The organism is Pseudomonas sp. UBA5706 (assembly GCF_002419965.1).
In the GTDB taxonomy this organism is placed as follows: Bacteria; Pseudomonadota; Gammaproteobacteria; order Pseudomonadales; family Pseudomonadaceae; genus Aquipseudomonas.
Genome location: NZ_DIHC01000023.1, coordinates 1 through 13,595, shown reverse-complemented (window position 1 = coordinate 13,595; position 13,595 = coordinate 1). Strand labels below are relative to the sequence as shown.

Here is a 13,595-nt window from a genome sequence, read left to right as displayed (position 1 = left end):
TCGTACAAGCTCAAGCGATACGCCCAAGGCGCCTGCTACGGCGGCGGCTGAAGCCGCTGCAGCTACCCCGCCGGCCACGGCACCCGCCTCAAATACGGCAGGCGCTGCCGTGGTAGCGGATAGTAACGTCGCAGCAGGGACTCAGACCGGCGCGGTGCAATCCGCCGATACTGCGAACAACGTCGTGGCCACACCGGGCACCGCCGATCAGGTGCAAGCCGATGACGATAGCGCTGACCAAGGCGAAATCACTATTTACCCGTTGCGCAGTTACCTGGACGGCAAAGAAGTGCGCCGTGCTGGTGGGGCGGGTTACAAGTCGCCGAAGCATGATGCGGTTTCGCTGATCGCTGCCGGCCTGGCTACCGACAAGAAGCCAAAGGCCTGACATGAACGCCATTCCCATCGACCAGGCCATGCAGCACGTGCGCGCAGAGGACGATGACCGCGAACACGTCGAGCTGCTGCTGGCGGCCGCCGAGGACAGCGCGGCGCAGTTCATGAACCGGCGCTTTTACGGCGACGCGCAATCGCTGGACAGCGCGGTACTGGATGGCACGGCCGGCGCCGATCCGGTGCTGATCAATCCATCCATTCGGGCCGCGTGCCTGCTTATTTTGGGCAGCTTGTACGCAAACCGCGAAGACGTGGTTGTGGGCACTAGCATCAGCGAACTTCCTATGGGCTCGCGCGCACTGCTGATGCCCTATCGCATTGGTTGGGGGGTGTGAATGCGTGCCGGCCCCTTGCGCCACCGTTGTGCTGTGCACAAACAGACGCGTGTGGCAGACGGGATGGGTGGCTATCAGGAAGGGTGGACGGAGGTTCGCAGTATCTGGGCCGAGATCACCATTCCTACGGGACGGGCGTCTGTCGTTGCTGAACAGGTCACGGCGGTTGTGACTGCCGAGATTCGCGTCAGGCCTGCCTCAGATCTGGTTGCAGGCGTTCGTCTAATCAATTCCGGGCTCACCTACCTGATTGAAGCTGCACTTCCTGATAACGAGCGCTCCATGCTCCGGCTGCTGTGCTCAAACGATACTCGTCCACGAGGTGAATCATGAAAGTAAAAGCACTGGCCCGTCTGTCCACCGCGCAGGGTTGGAAAAACCCTGGCGCAGAATTTACGGTCAATGCAGCTGAGGCAGATGCCCTGGTTGCACGCGGCCTAGTCGAGCGTTCTGATGCTGACCCAGCCCCGGCCGACGATGTAGCACTGCCGAAGCCGCCAAAACGCGGGAAAGGGAAAGCCTGATCATGTCCCGGCGCTCAAGTATCCAGGGGAATTTCAAGCTGCGCGGGCTTCTGCGTCGGATTGGAAACGAAATGGAAAGCGACCTGCGTCCGGCGATGGTTGAAGCAGCTGACTTGGTGCTGGCCACGCAGCAACGGCTGATTCCGCGGGACACTGGCGAGATCGAGGAGGCGCTTGAGGCCTTTGTCTCGAAAAGCGGCCTGGACGCGCAGGTCGGTATCAGGGGCAAAAAGGACAACCGGCACTTCTTCTACGGGAGGTTCCTTGAGTACGGCACGAAGCAGTACGTGAGAGGCGATCACACCGTAGCTGCCCGGCCCGCGCATCCCTGGCTCAGACCGTCCTACGACATGAACCGGGACCAGATCGTGATCATCATCAGCCGAGCAATTGAATCGACACTGCGAAAGGCAGCGGAGGGTGCATGAGTGACCCGGGGTTGGCGCTACAAAAAGCGCTGTTCGAACGGCTATCGGCTTCTCTCACTGCGCCCGTTTTCGACGCCGTCCCGGAGGGAACCCCGTATCCCTACGTGACCCTCGACTACGAGGTGACCGACAACACCACGCCGATCAGCGGCAAGAAGCGTGAGAATCGCCTGTTTTACTTGTCGGTCTGGTCGAATTATCAGGGGCAAGCCGAGGTGAAACGCATCAATGGCCAGATCGCCGATGCGCTGGACGAGGTGGCACTGCCGTTGAGCACCGGCACGGCCGTATCGGTTCGCGTAGTGCGCACGGAGACGAACCGAGAGCCTGACGGCAAAACTTACATGGGGTCGGTGACCCTTCGCATCATCACCCAACACTGACACCCCTGAGCAACACCAGCACCCGCCATCGAGCGGGTTTTTTATTGCTTAAAAACCACTCGCTCTCTGGAGGGCATCCATGTCAATCACCACTTCCGCCGGTATTCGATTTCTGATCGGCCCGGCCCACAACACCACCTATGGCGAAGACGACGCTGGCCGTGCTGCTGCCCTGACCGCCCTGAAGGCGCTGACCTATGTCGAAGTCGGCGAAGTCGAGGACGCCGGCGAGATTGGCGACGAGGCCAGCACCTCTGATTTCACCGCGCTGGCCAACCGCCGCAAGCGCAAGGTGAAAGGCACCTTCGACGCCGGCACCCAGCAAATCACCCTCGGTTCCGACCCGACCGACGCCGGCCAGAAAGCCGTCAAGGCGGCCCAGCGTAGCGATGACAACTACGCCGTTCAAATCGACTACGGCGATGGCGAGGCCGATTTCTACACCGGCCAGGTGCTGACCTTCCGCAAACAGATCGGCACTGCCGAAGCGATTCGCAAGACAACCGTCTCGATCGCGATCAACTCCGCGATTTACGAGCAGGAAGCGTCGGCAACCGCCTAGAGCCGCAAGATCGCCGCAATACCCAGGCGCCGTACGCGCGGCGCTTGTTCCAAATTTCTTCCCATTAGGAATACTGATCAATGTCCATTTCCAAGACTGACCACGGCACCGTTGAGCTCTTCATCGGCGATGAGTCCTACACCCTCGCGTTCAATCTCAAGGCTGTGAAAAAAATCGAGCGCGCACTGGGCGGCATTCTCCCTGCGATGCAGGAAGTGCAACGTTTTAACCTGTCGGCAATCCTTCAGGTCGTCGTTGCTGGCGCGGGCCTGGCACTTAAGCCATCAGCTCAGGAAGAACTGGAAGAAGCCATTTACCAGGCGGGCATCATCAGTGTCACGCCTACGCTGATCGAGTACCTGAGCGCGCTGCTGAACCCGGCCGCAAAAACCGCTGACCAGTTGGCCGAAGCCGAAGCGGCTGCCGACAAGGCAAAAAAGTAAGACGGGCGGGTAACGGTAGCTATGTCGATGAGCTTTTTGGCATAGCAACCGGTTGCCTAGGCTGGACCCCGGACGTCGCCTGGTCTGCAGCAGTCCCCGAAATCCTGATGGCATGGGACTGTAAGGTTGAGTTTTTGCGCAACACCAACCCTTTCGGTGGACCAGGATCACAGTCCGGGCCGCAAGCGCCCCCCGCAGATGAAACGCCAGAGGAAAAGCGGAAGCGAATCAAAGCTCAGATTCGGGGAATGTGAGCTTGTCCCACATACCCTGATCCTCGGTCTTCGATGGCAATGTTTTATTTTTAAGTAGCCCCGCTAGGTGCGGGTTTTTTTTCGCCCGGAGAAAAGTGAATGGCAGGTCAAGAAGTTCGCGGGATGCTCATCCGGCTTGAGGCAACCACAGCGCAGCTTCGCCAAGAAATGGCCAAGGCTGACACTACGGTTGCCCAAGTGGCCGGGCGAATCGATTCGCAGCTTGGCCGCGTAGACAGTGCCTTCGACCGGGCTGGCGCGAGCGCCCAGGCCGCCGCCGGCATTCTCAAAGGAGCGCTTGCTGGTGTGGTCGGTACCGCTGGTATCACCGAGCTGCTGAAGCATGCCGAAGCCTACACAACGATCGCAAACCGGCTGAAGCTGGTCACCACGGGCGCGGCTGAATTCACTGCGGCGCAGAATGCCGTGTTCGATATCGCTCAGCGCTCAGGTCAGCCTCTGACAGCTACTGCCGAGCTGTATCAGCGGATTGCCACCAATCAGAAGGAGCTGAAGCTGACCGGCCGGGGCGTGGCCGGTATCGTCGAGACGATCAGTAAAACCATGGTCATCAGTGGCGCGTCGACCGAGTCTGCCAACGCCGCCCTAATCCAGCTTGGCCAGGCCTTCGCGTCGGGCACGCTGCGCGGGGAAGAGCTGAACTCAGTGTTGGAGCAGGCTCCCGCGCTGGCTCAGGCAATTGCGAAGGGCATGGGCGTTTCCGTGGGCGCTTTGCGCTCGCTGGGCGCTGCCGGCAAGCTGACTGCGGATTCGGTTGTGAAAGCGCTCCAGGCCCAGGCCGGTGCCGTGAATGAGCTGTTCGGCAAGATGCAGAGCACCGTCAGCCAGGGCATGACGAAGCTGGACAACTCGGCGACCAATCTCATTGGCAAGCTGGACCAGACTTCGGGTGTGAGCCAGAAGCTTTCGGGTGTGTTGACCTCGGTCTCGAAGAGCTTGGACGCGGTATCGGCTGACGGGGCGTCGCTTGCAGATACTGTGGATCGAGTGACGAGTGTTGCCGAAAAGCTCGCCATCGTGATCGGCGCACGTCTGGTGCTGGCCGCTGAGCAATCGCTAGTTGCCTTCCTCGCCTCTACGGCCGCCGCTATCAAGCAAGCCGCCGCGCTGACGCAATCGACGATCGCAGCAGACAGAGCCGTGCGCGCCGATGCTGCGTCTGCCGCTCAAACTCTTCTGACCGCCCAATCGCGCCAGGCCGATGCCAAGGCCATGCTCGAGCGTGCCAACGTCGAACTGGCAACGGCCGAGCAAAAGGTCGCAGCCGATCGCATCCGCCAGGCGTCCGAGGTGGCTAACCTGCAGGCCGTCCAGACTGCACTGGTGGCCGAGCGAGGTCTGGAAGAACAGCGCCTGCGTGCTCAGATTACTGATACTGGGCGTGCGCAATCCATTGCCCGTATTGTCGAGCTGCGCCAGTCTGAAATCGCTATTACCAACCAGGTGAGAGCGGCAGAAACAGCGCTGGCCGAGACCTCGGTCGCCACTTCCGCGCAGATCCAAGCAGCGTACCAGCGCAGGGCGGCGGCAGCGGGTGCGTACGGTGAAACTACCCTTGCCGTAAACGAAGCGGTCGCGGCCTCTGAGAAAACCGCTGCCGCCGCATCGGTTGCGTCAAGGGGTATTGCCGGGCTGTCGGCGGCAGGCGGCGGACTGCTTGCCCTGCTGACCGGCCCTGTAGGCATGATCGCCACTGTCGCACTTGTCGCTGCTTCGTTTATCGATTTCGGCAGCAGCACGGAGAAAGCCAGCAAGGCGCTGCTCGATCACGGTTTGTCAGTGGACCAAGCGACTCAAAAGTACAAGGAGTTGAGCGCCGAGCAGCAGCGTTTTCAAATTCTCAACTGGGAAAAAGACCAAAAAACGGCTCTGGAGGCTGCTGCATCCGCGCTGAATGATTATTCGGTGAGGGCGATTCAGAGCCTGAGTGCTGTCAACAAAGGCAGCTCGGAATATCAGCAGCAGTTTCAGCAGATGATTGCTGAGGTGAAAGACGGTAAGCGTTCCTTGGATAGCGTGACCGCTTGGGCCAAGGAAAACACTAGCATTTTGCCCGTGCAGATTGCGCGTCTTACCGAGTTGTCGTCTGCATACTCGGGGAGCACGAAAGAGGCAGCAGTCGCAGGAGACAAGATCAGGGCTGTCGGTGTGGCAGCCGCTGGTGCCGCGACTAACACCGATAAGCTAACTGTCGCGCAGCAAAACTCCGGGCAGACCGACGCGAGCAAGGTCGCTTGGGATAAGTACATTGAGCAATTGACCAAGACCCGCGATCTGCTGGGTGCCAATGCTGCAGCCGAGGCTGCGTACACCGCCGCAAAAATGGGCGCCACTCCTGCACAGGCGGCCCAGGCAAAGATCATTGCTGATCAGACCGACACCCTGAAGAAATATCAGGAGGCTATCAAGCAAAGCGCAGAAGCGGAAAAGGTTCGTCTCAGGGCGCAGCTCGTAGCCCTGTATACCGCTGAAGACGCTCAGAACGCGGCTGCAGCTGCTCAGAAAAAGGCATTTGACGACACCGCCACTGCAGCAGAAAGCAGCTCGAAACGCCAAATCACAGCGATAGAGCAGGCGGCGAACTTTGCAGTAGTGTCTGCGACGCGTGTTGCACTTGGGGCCAATCAGCCGCAGAAAAACCTCACGGGTTACAGCCTGCTGACCAACGGCGGAACCGCGCCGGTTGTGCCGGCCAAGCCAAAGGCTACGCCCGACCAGCGTGCGGATGCCGCCGTCGCTCAATTGGACGCCACGACAGAGGCGAACAAGCGAGTCGACAAGGCTGCGAGCAAGGCCGCACAGGCTTTGGCTGCACAGAAAAAGGCTCTCGAGGATCTGCTGGCCAAATCTGGCATCGCGACCAAGGCTTCGAACGATATCGCCGATGCTTATCTGGCTGGGGCGGATAACGTCCGTGATCTGACCATCAAGCAGGAGATTGAAACAGAGGTTCTGAAAACCGGTTCGAAAGCCTATGACCAGGTCGCCGCTGCCGTTAACGCCATGCATGATGCGAAGGATCGCGAAGATGTCATGAAGCGTGCTGCCGAAATGGGAGTGGAGATCGATAACCTTAAAAAAGAGGCTGTTGCCACACTGCAGGGCCAAGCTGCAGTTGATGCTTTCAATGTCACCAAATCCGTCCAGGCCGAGTTGATCGGCAAGAAAATTGCCGTCGGATCGAAAGAATATGACCAACTGGTAGCGGCTACCAAAGCTCAGCTGGATAACAACAAGGCCCTCGAGCAAGCCAACGAAGCAAACAGCATCGTTGATCGCTTATACCCGCAGACCAAACTGCTGCGCGACTACACCCGAGAGCTGGAAGCGCTCAACAAGGCGATGGATCTGGATAAGGATCATGCAGATGCCTACCGAGATGCCATTGCCCGCCTGAGCGTTGAGTACGAGCAAAACCAGCGCGCGGCCACCGCGTGGGGCCAGTTCACCGAAGGTGCGGTAGACCGTATCGATGGCGCTTTTGCGGACATGTGGAAGTCGATTCTGAGCAAGTCCGGCAACTTCATGGACACGCTCAAAGACAGCTTCCGGCAGTTCCTGGCGGAAATGCTGCACATGGCGATCACCAAGCCGATCATCGTGCAAATCGGCGCCTCGCTGGGCGTGGGCACGGCCGCCGCGCAGTCTTCCGGGCTGTTCGGGTCGGCCGGCGGCTCCGGCGGTCTCGACCTTGCAAGCCTGTGGAATGCCGGCAGCACCGCATTCAGCGTCGGCAGTTCAGCGTTTGGCAGCGCTGTGGCCGCCGGTTGGAGTGCCGGCCAAGGCTTCCTTGGTGGCGTTCAGGGCGCGATCAGCGGCGGCAGCGGTTACCTGAGCAACGCAATCGGTGGGCTGTTCAGCTCTGGTGTGCAAGGTGGTGCCGGCGTGATGCTGGATAGCTCCGGAAACTTGATCAGCACTGCGGCCGGCGGCGCGACTGCCTTGGGCGGCACGCTGGCGGGGGTGGGCGGTGCACTCTACGGCTACGGCCAGTCCGGGGTGAAAGGCGCTGCGACCGGCGCTGCCGGATCGGTGGGTGGTTATTACGCCGGTTCCGCTCTGGGCTCTCTCGTTGGCCCGCTGGGCACGGTGGTGGGCGGTGTGCTTGGCTCTGCGCTGGGTGGGTTTCTGGGTGGTTCGATCTTCGGCGGTAGCTGGCAGACCAAGGATCAGGGTTTGTCGCTGGGCGTTACCGGTGGGGACCTCTCTGCCGCCCAGTTTGAGTACCAGAAGAAAAAGGGCGGGCTGTTCGGCAGCAACAAGAAACGCACGCGCTACTCGGCGCTCGACTCTGACACTCAGGCGGCGCTGGACGACAGCTACGCGGCCACTACGGGCGCGGTGTTCGACCTGTTCGACAAGCTGAATGTCACACTGAACGACGGTGTGCTCGACGGCCTGAACGTCTCTGCCACCCAGATCAGCACCAAGGGCAAAACTGCTGACGAGATCCAGGCCGAGATCACCAAGTGGTTTGCCGGTGTTGCTGACTCTGTGACGTCGGCAATCAACACCGCGACGGGCACCGGCCTGGACGGCTACAACTTCGAGGCTCTTACGGCGTTCGTGAACAACCTGTACGGCGTGAACGACGTTTTCACCACGCTGAACATGTCCCTCTACGACTCGTCAGTGTCGGGCGGCAAGTTGGCCGAATCGCTTTCGGCCATGGCCGGTGGCCTGGCAAATCTGCAAGCCGCAGCCTCGACCTACTACGACAACTTCTACACCGACATCGAGAAAGCCGACAACGTCCTGGCTGCCGTCAACAAGCAATTCGCCGGGCTCAACATTGACTTCCCGGACACACGGCAGGCTTTCCGCGACACGGTTGATGGTCTCGACCGCACCACGGAAGCGGGCCAGCAGATGTTCGTCACGCTGACGTCTCTGGCTGCTAACGCTGCCTCGGCTTACACCATCCTTGAGCAACGCTCGACAGCGGCACAGGCGGCGGCGCAGGCAGCCGCCGATGCCGCAGCAGCGGTAAGCGCCAATTACTACGACCTGTTCACTTCTGACGCGCAGAAGTCTGCGGACAAGCTTGCCGGTGTCCGGGATGAATTCAAGGCGTTAGGAGTGGAGCTACCCGCCACGCGCGAAGCGTTCATGCAGATGGTCTACGCCGCGCAGCTGGGAACAGTTGCAGGCAAGGCGACAGCGGATGCGTTAATGGGGCTGGCCACTGACGCTGACGCCGCTTACAAGATCCTCCAGGCGGCACTCACTCAGGGTGCAACTGATGGGTTTAGCGCTGTGCAACGCTCCATCAACGCGCAAAAGGCGTCGATCAATGACATGTTGGCCACGGCCAACACACGTGTCAGTGATTTGACCGGGATCAGCAGCGGCCTGAGTGCAGCGCTGAAAAGTTTACGTGGCGACTCCGATGCAGCTGTAAAAACGCTTCGCTCCCAGGCCCAGGCCACGCTTCAGAGCGCGCTGGCGATCGCTCGTGCGGGCGGGTCGCTGGCTGGCTATGAAGGGCTGACCGATGCGCTGGATACGGTGAGCGACAACAACACCGACCTGTATTCATCACTTGAGGACTTCAACCGCGACCAAGGCCGTACGGCCAACGTCGTGGCCGAACTCAACAAGCTGAATGGCAAGCAACTGACCAGCGCGGAGCAGACGGTCAAGACGCTGCAAGATCAGCTGACCCGCCTGGATGATCAGCTGAACTTCGCGCAGCAGCAACTGGACGCCCTTAACGGCCTGGACAACACAGTGCTGAGCGTGACGGACGCTGTGAACGCCATGAACGCGGCCGTGGTGGCGTCGCTGGCTGGCATGGGCGGCAAGGGCGCAACAAATTCTGCGGCTACCAACGGCACCTTGATCGATTCGGTCTACAAGGACGTCCTCGGGCTTAGCGGCGCTGACTCGGCCGGCAAAAACTACTGGTTGGGCGAGCTCGCCAACGGCCACCTCCGTTTGGACCAACTCGCTCAGGCGATTGCCAACGCGGCCAAGGAAAACAACCAGGCCGTCAAGGCTGGATATGCGACTGGCGGCTACATCAGCGGCCCAGGCAACGGCACCAGCGACAGCATCGTAGCGCGCCTCTCAAACGGCGAGTACGTGATGACGGCGCAGTCGGTGCGGATGTTCGGTACCGGGCTGCTCGATCAGATGAACGCGGGGCGCATTCCTGCATTCGCCGCGGGCGGGCCAGTGCTGTCCATCCCTTCGATACGGTCCGGCTCTGCGCCGAGCGCTGCGCGTGTTAGCAGTTCCGATGCCGCAACCATTGCTGAGCTGAGAGCGCTCCGTGATGAGATCCGCAACGGCCTCGCCGTGATCGCCGACCACGCGCGCAAAACCAGCGACAACACCGGCCAGCTCGCTGAAGTAGGCACTCAAGTGGTGGGTGTGGTCCAGACAAAGGCGACTGTATGAGCAAGATGATTGTGGTACCGGCGCTGGAAATCACTCCGGCGCGCCTGGTGAAGAGTTCGCTATCGGATATGGATTATGGGGCGTGGAACTCGGCTACCGCGTACAAAATCGGCGACCGGGTGACGGTTGAGCGGATCAACTACGAGGTATTGGCTGATCACACAAACCGTAATCCCGTCACGGATACAGCAACGCCGGCCGTATGGATGATCGTGGGCTGGGTCAACAAGTACCGGATGTTCAACAAGCAAATCGGCAATACCTGGGGGATTGGTACCTTCACCTCAAACCCGGAGAGCATCGACCTCACGATCAGGCCCGGCAGGCGTGTAAACGCCATGGGGCTGGTAGGCGTCGCGGCGACCAGCGTTCGCGTGGTGGTGACGATGCCCGGCACGGCTGATCCGATCTACGACCAAACCTTCGCTATGTCGAAAAAGAAAGGGGTGGGTTGGTACCAGTTTTTCTTCGGCAAGTTCGCTAAACGGGACAACGTCGCGATTCTGGACCTGCCACCAGCGAGCAACGCTGACGTGCGGGTAATCATAAATGCGCCCGGCAGTACCGCCCAGGTAGGGATGCTTATCCTCGGCTGGTCCGAGGTCATTGGCACGGCGGTGTATGACACTTCTCTGGGCAGGAAGAATTACACCACCGTCAAAGAAGAGTTTGACGGCAGCATCAAGATGACCAAGCACGGCAAGCGCAGGCTCGTGAACTATCAGATCGTGATGGAGGGCGACGAGATATCCAGCGCCCTGCACGCGCTTGATGATCTGAGCGATACCGCAGCGCTTTACGTGGGTGCTGTTGAGCTCGACTACACGATCATCGCCGGAACATACGAAGACCTGAGCGTTGGCCTTCCTACCTATGGCATGGGCACACAAAACCTTTCTGTCAGGAGCCTGAACTAATGGCTGTCCCACAACTAACACTGCTGCCCGATCCACCTTTGCTGACTGATGATGAGGACACCTACAACATCAAGGCCGATGCGACGGTAGTTGCGCAGCAAAAGTCCATTCCGGAAATCAATCTTTCCCTGATCTGGATCGGCCAGCAGGTCACCGCCGTAAATGACTACCGGCAGCAGGCCGCCCAAAGCGCGACGGACGCGCAAAAAGCGGCGAGTGCTGCAAACGATTCAAAGGTCGCGGCGGCCAAGTCTGCGTCCGACGCCACGACTAACGGTCAGGCGCAGGTCGATCTGGCAAAGGCTCAGGTGACATTGGCTGCCGAGCAGGCACGCCTCGCTACAGCCAACGGCCGGGCACAGGTTCAGTTTGCAGCGGAGCAAGCTCAACTCGCCACCACCAACGGGCAAGCGCAGGTCGCCGCCGCTGGTCAGGTAAAGGAGCAGACTGCGGCAATCAGGGATCAAGCCCAGATCATCGCAGACGCCGCACGGGCCGCGGTGGGCATTGCGTCTTACACAAACAAGAAGGGTTACGTGTTCACCGTGAGCGATGACGGCACTTCGATTCAATGGCGGCCTCGGCATCGTATTGGGGAAGTACTGCAAGCAGCGGGTCCAATCGACAGCACGTTTCTGCCGCTCACGGGTGGGCTTTACCTGCAATCGGCCTATCCAGAGCTGTTTGCCAAAGTGGGTTTGCTAGGTGCGCAAGCAGGAGACAGCTGGGCCGCCGTTGCGACGACCCCGGTACAGTTTCAGCGGATTAACATAGGAAAAAACCGGGTATTGATGGCAGCGCCATACGCGCAAACCTCCACGTTGTACCGAAGTGAAGATGACGGAAAAACCTGGAGTTCCGTCACCGTCTCCGCCGCCTTGAATGGCTCTACGGGGGCCGGCCTGTACGACGTTGTTTCTGACGGTAAAGGTATCTGGATCGGCATCGGCTATCTGTCTTCGCTCTCTTGGTTCACCCTGCGTAGTACGGACAACGGCTTGACCTGGACCCGCGTTTCGTCAGGAGTCTCTGGACTGCCGGTAAGAATAGCTACCGATGGAAACGGTACGTGGTTGGCGGTGGGAGGTACGAGCAGTGCCACTGCTATCAGGTCCGATAACAACGGTGTGACTTGGAGCGTCGTCCTAAATCAGGGGTCGGGTTCTGCCGGAGGCGTTGCAACCGATGGACTGGGGAACTGGATGATTGGCAGCGGTGGGGGCGCGTTTGTAAGCGTCAACAACGGCGTAAGCTTTACGCTGAAAAGCGTCAGCAACTCCGTGGGGAACGTCACAAATGTTTATGATGTAGTCACTGATAAAAAAGGGATTTGGCTACTCAGCTTTTATGTGGCGTCCGGATCCTCGGCAGGGCTTCTTAAAAGTTACAACTTTGGGTCTGATTGGCAGGCTGTGCCTATTACGGGTGGCGGTACCGTCGCGAGGATGGGAGGAACTGATGGTAATGGAGCCTGGTATTTCGCCGCAGGGACTGGAAGAGTTTTTGTCAGTCGGGACAATACAATCACATGGTCTGTTATCTCGGCGGTAACGACCAAACTTCCATCGGGTAATGATACTGAGATAATTGTGATGTCGGGATCTGATGTCTTGGCATCCGGATTAACTGCGTTGACCAGATCAAACGCAGTTACGCCTTACGACAATACGACGCTTTTCCAACTTCCAAACGTCATCGCCTACAAAGGCCTGGGTGCCTATATTAAGGCGAAGGAGGCTGCATGATTGCTTATATCTGGAATGAGGAAGGTATTTATGTTGCGAGCAAAGAGGTGGAAGAGGGCGGCCCCTTTCCACTGCGCAGCACGCCGACTGCGCCCCCGAAACTGACTGGAGGCCAGATAGCGCGTTGGACCGGCGCGGGATGGGAAAAATTGGCTAATGCGCCTGATCCGGATTCCGAATCGGCGCCAGACTGGACGGCCTTGATTGCTGACCGCCGTTACAAGGCCGAGATAGCCGGTTTCGCCTGGAACGGCTTCGGCATCGATACCGAGCGCGACAGCCAAGCAAAGATCAGCAGCAGTTGGTCAGCGGCGCGCGCCGGCTTCCGCGAAGAAGGCGCTGTCTGGAAATGCCTTGAGCTTGCCACCGGCCAGATCGTGAGCCGGCCCACCAGTAATGCCGAGATGATCGACATCGGTCAGCAGGCTTACCGCTACGTTCAGACGTGCTACGACCGGGAGGGTGCTCTATTGGAGGCGGCAGCCGCCGGCAACATCACGGCAGATCTGATTGAGGAGGGCTGGCCGTCATGATCCTGATCGGCAAGTTCGATATTCACCTTGCTGTGCGCTTCACCAGCCGTTGGGATGTCGCTACGCAGGAAGCGCTTACGTTCGGCGATCCGCTTCATGGTCCCCTGGTGGTGCCTTCTGACTTCTACAGCGACTTGGCCTCGATCCGCATCCTGCGCGAGGTTTGCCGGTGGGCTGCCATCGGCGCGCTGGTGGGATGGGTGTTTGCCTGGGGCTGGCTGGCGGCCGCACTGCTGGTGGTGGCGATCGTCACTCTGGCGTTATACGGCCTGCTCGCCGGGTACGGCATGCGTGCGGCGATCCTGCATGACTGGCTTTACACCGTGGGCATGCTGCCACGCGCCGAGTGCGATGCCGTGTTCTATCGCGCACTCACTACAGGCGATGGCACCGCGCGATGGCGAGCGGCAATTTTCTGGCTGGGCGTCAGGCTCGGCGGATTCACCTCATACACCAAGACCCCGACCCGTTCGGGGTTTTTTACGCCTGGAGAAAAGTGAATGACGGTTACCGAAAAAGATCGCGATGTGCTGGCGCGCACGCTGTGGGGCGAGGCGCGCGGGGAAGGGCTGGCCGGAATGGTGGCCGTGGCGTGGTCGATCCGCAACCGGGTGGACGACGGCAACGATAGATCCTGGTGGGGCGAGGGCTA

Annotated in this window: 13 protein-coding genes and 1 pseudogene; all 14 read left to right on the top strand. The window is 59.8% G+C overall.

What is annotated here, in order from left to right:
* On the top strand, positions 1-388 hold a 388-nt coding region (locus B3I26_RS11045), incomplete at its 5' end, for a hypothetical protein (RefSeq protein ID WP_296257722.1).
* Between the two features lies 1 nt (position 389).
* Positions 390-731, top strand: coding sequence for a head-tail connector protein (locus B3I26_RS11040; protein WP_296257721.1), 342 nt, complete (start codon positions 390-392; stop codon positions 729-731).
* The gene (locus B3I26_RS11035; protein WP_296257720.1) at positions 732-1,064 is read left to right on the top strand and encodes a phage head closure protein; all 333 of its coding nucleotides are present in this window, start codon (positions 732-734) and stop codon (positions 1,062-1,064) included.
* Positions 1,061-1,255 (top strand): hypothetical protein, encoded by a 195-nt coding sequence (locus B3I26_RS11030; protein ID WP_296257719.1) that lies wholly within the window; start codon positions 1,061-1,063, stop codon positions 1,253-1,255. Before B3I26_RS11035 ends, B3I26_RS11030 begins: the two co-directional genes overlap by 4 nt.
* Positions 1,256-1,257: 2 nt before the next feature.
* A complete protein-coding gene (locus B3I26_RS11025; protein WP_296257718.1) occupies positions 1,258-1,683 on the top strand; it encodes an HK97-gp10 family putative phage morphogenesis protein in 426 nt (141 codons plus the stop codon).
* Positions 1,680-2,066 carry a DUF3168 domain-containing protein gene (locus B3I26_RS11020; protein ID WP_296257717.1) on the top strand — a complete coding sequence of 129 codons (387 nt, stop codon included), beginning with the start codon at positions 1,680-1,682 and terminating at the stop codon, positions 2,064-2,066. The genes B3I26_RS11025 and B3I26_RS11020 overlap by 4 nt, the downstream gene beginning before the upstream one ends.
* A gap of 79 nt (positions 2,067-2,145) precedes the next feature.
* On the top strand, positions 2,146-2,628 hold the full coding sequence (locus B3I26_RS11015) for a phage tail tube protein (protein ID WP_296257716.1): 483 nt from the start codon (positions 2,146-2,148) through the stop codon (positions 2,626-2,628).
* Between the two features lie 80 nt (positions 2,629-2,708).
* Positions 2,709-3,071 (top strand): GTA-gp10 family protein, encoded by a 363-nt coding sequence (locus tag B3I26_RS11010; RefSeq protein ID WP_296257715.1) that lies wholly within the window; start codon positions 2,709-2,711, stop codon positions 3,069-3,071.
* A 353-nt stretch (positions 3,072-3,424) separates the two neighbouring features.
* Positions 3,425-9,748 (top strand): tape measure protein, encoded by a 6,324-nt coding sequence (locus B3I26_RS11005; RefSeq protein WP_296257714.1) that lies wholly within the window; start codon positions 3,425-3,427, stop codon positions 9,746-9,748.
* Positions 9,745-10,665, top strand: a complete 921-nt coding sequence (locus tag B3I26_RS11000; RefSeq protein WP_296257713.1) for a carbohydrate-binding protein — start codon at positions 9,745-9,747, stop codon at positions 10,663-10,665. Before B3I26_RS11005 ends, B3I26_RS11000 begins: the two co-directional genes overlap by 4 nt.
* Positions 10,665-12,410 carry a WD40/YVTN/BNR-like repeat-containing protein gene (locus tag B3I26_RS10995; RefSeq protein ID WP_296257712.1) on the top strand — a complete coding sequence of 582 codons (1,746 nt, stop codon included), beginning with the start codon at positions 10,665-10,667 and terminating at the stop codon, positions 12,408-12,410. The genes B3I26_RS11000 and B3I26_RS10995 overlap by 1 nt, the downstream gene beginning before the upstream one ends.
* The gene (locus B3I26_RS10990) at positions 12,407-12,943 is read left to right on the top strand and encodes a DUF4376 domain-containing protein (protein ID WP_296257711.1); all 537 of its coding nucleotides are present in this window, start codon (positions 12,407-12,409) and stop codon (positions 12,941-12,943) included. Before B3I26_RS10995 ends, B3I26_RS10990 begins: the two co-directional genes overlap by 4 nt.
* A complete protein-coding gene (locus B3I26_RS10985) occupies positions 12,940-13,443 on the top strand; it encodes a DUF1353 domain-containing protein (RefSeq protein WP_296257710.1) in 504 nt (167 codons plus the stop codon). Before B3I26_RS10990 ends, B3I26_RS10985 begins: the two co-directional genes overlap by 4 nt.
* Positions 13,444-13,595, top strand: a pseudogene (locus tag B3I26_RS10980) (cell wall hydrolase); the annotation flags it as partial.

What these genes read in the sequence shown, in the direction of transcription:
- B3I26_RS11040 (WP_296257721.1), top strand. Translation starts at nt 390, where the DNA reads ATGAACGCCATTCCCATCGACCAGGCCATGCAGCACGTGCGCGCAGAG.
- B3I26_RS11035 (WP_296257720.1), top strand. Translation starts at nt 732, where the DNA reads ATGCGTGCCGGCCCCTTGCGCCACCGTTGTGCTGTGCACAAACAGACG.
- B3I26_RS11030 (WP_296257719.1), top strand. Translation starts at nt 1,061, where the DNA reads ATGAAAGTAAAAGCACTGGCCCGTCTGTCCACCGCGCAGGGTTGGAAA.
- B3I26_RS11025 (WP_296257718.1), top strand. Translation starts at nt 1,258, where the DNA reads ATGTCCCGGCGCTCAAGTATCCAGGGGAATTTCAAGCTGCGCGGGCTT.
- B3I26_RS11020 (WP_296257717.1), top strand. Translation starts at nt 1,680, where the DNA reads ATGAGTGACCCGGGGTTGGCGCTACAAAAAGCGCTGTTCGAACGGCTA.
- B3I26_RS11015 (WP_296257716.1), top strand. Translation starts at nt 2,146, where the DNA reads ATGTCAATCACCACTTCCGCCGGTATTCGATTTCTGATCGGCCCGGCC.
- B3I26_RS11010 (WP_296257715.1), top strand. Translation starts at nt 2,709, where the DNA reads ATGTCCATTTCCAAGACTGACCACGGCACCGTTGAGCTCTTCATCGGC.
- B3I26_RS11005 (WP_296257714.1), top strand. Translation starts at nt 3,425, where the DNA reads ATGGCAGGTCAAGAAGTTCGCGGGATGCTCATCCGGCTTGAGGCAACC.
- B3I26_RS11000 (WP_296257713.1), top strand. Translation starts at nt 9,745, where the DNA reads ATGAGCAAGATGATTGTGGTACCGGCGCTGGAAATCACTCCGGCGCGC.
- B3I26_RS10995 (WP_296257712.1), top strand. Translation starts at nt 10,665, where the DNA reads ATGGCTGTCCCACAACTAACACTGCTGCCCGATCCACCTTTGCTGACT.
- B3I26_RS10990 (WP_296257711.1), top strand. Translation starts at nt 12,407, where the DNA reads ATGATTGCTTATATCTGGAATGAGGAAGGTATTTATGTTGCGAGCAAA.
- B3I26_RS10985 (WP_296257710.1), top strand. Translation starts at nt 12,940, where the DNA reads ATGATCCTGATCGGCAAGTTCGATATTCACCTTGCTGTGCGCTTCACC.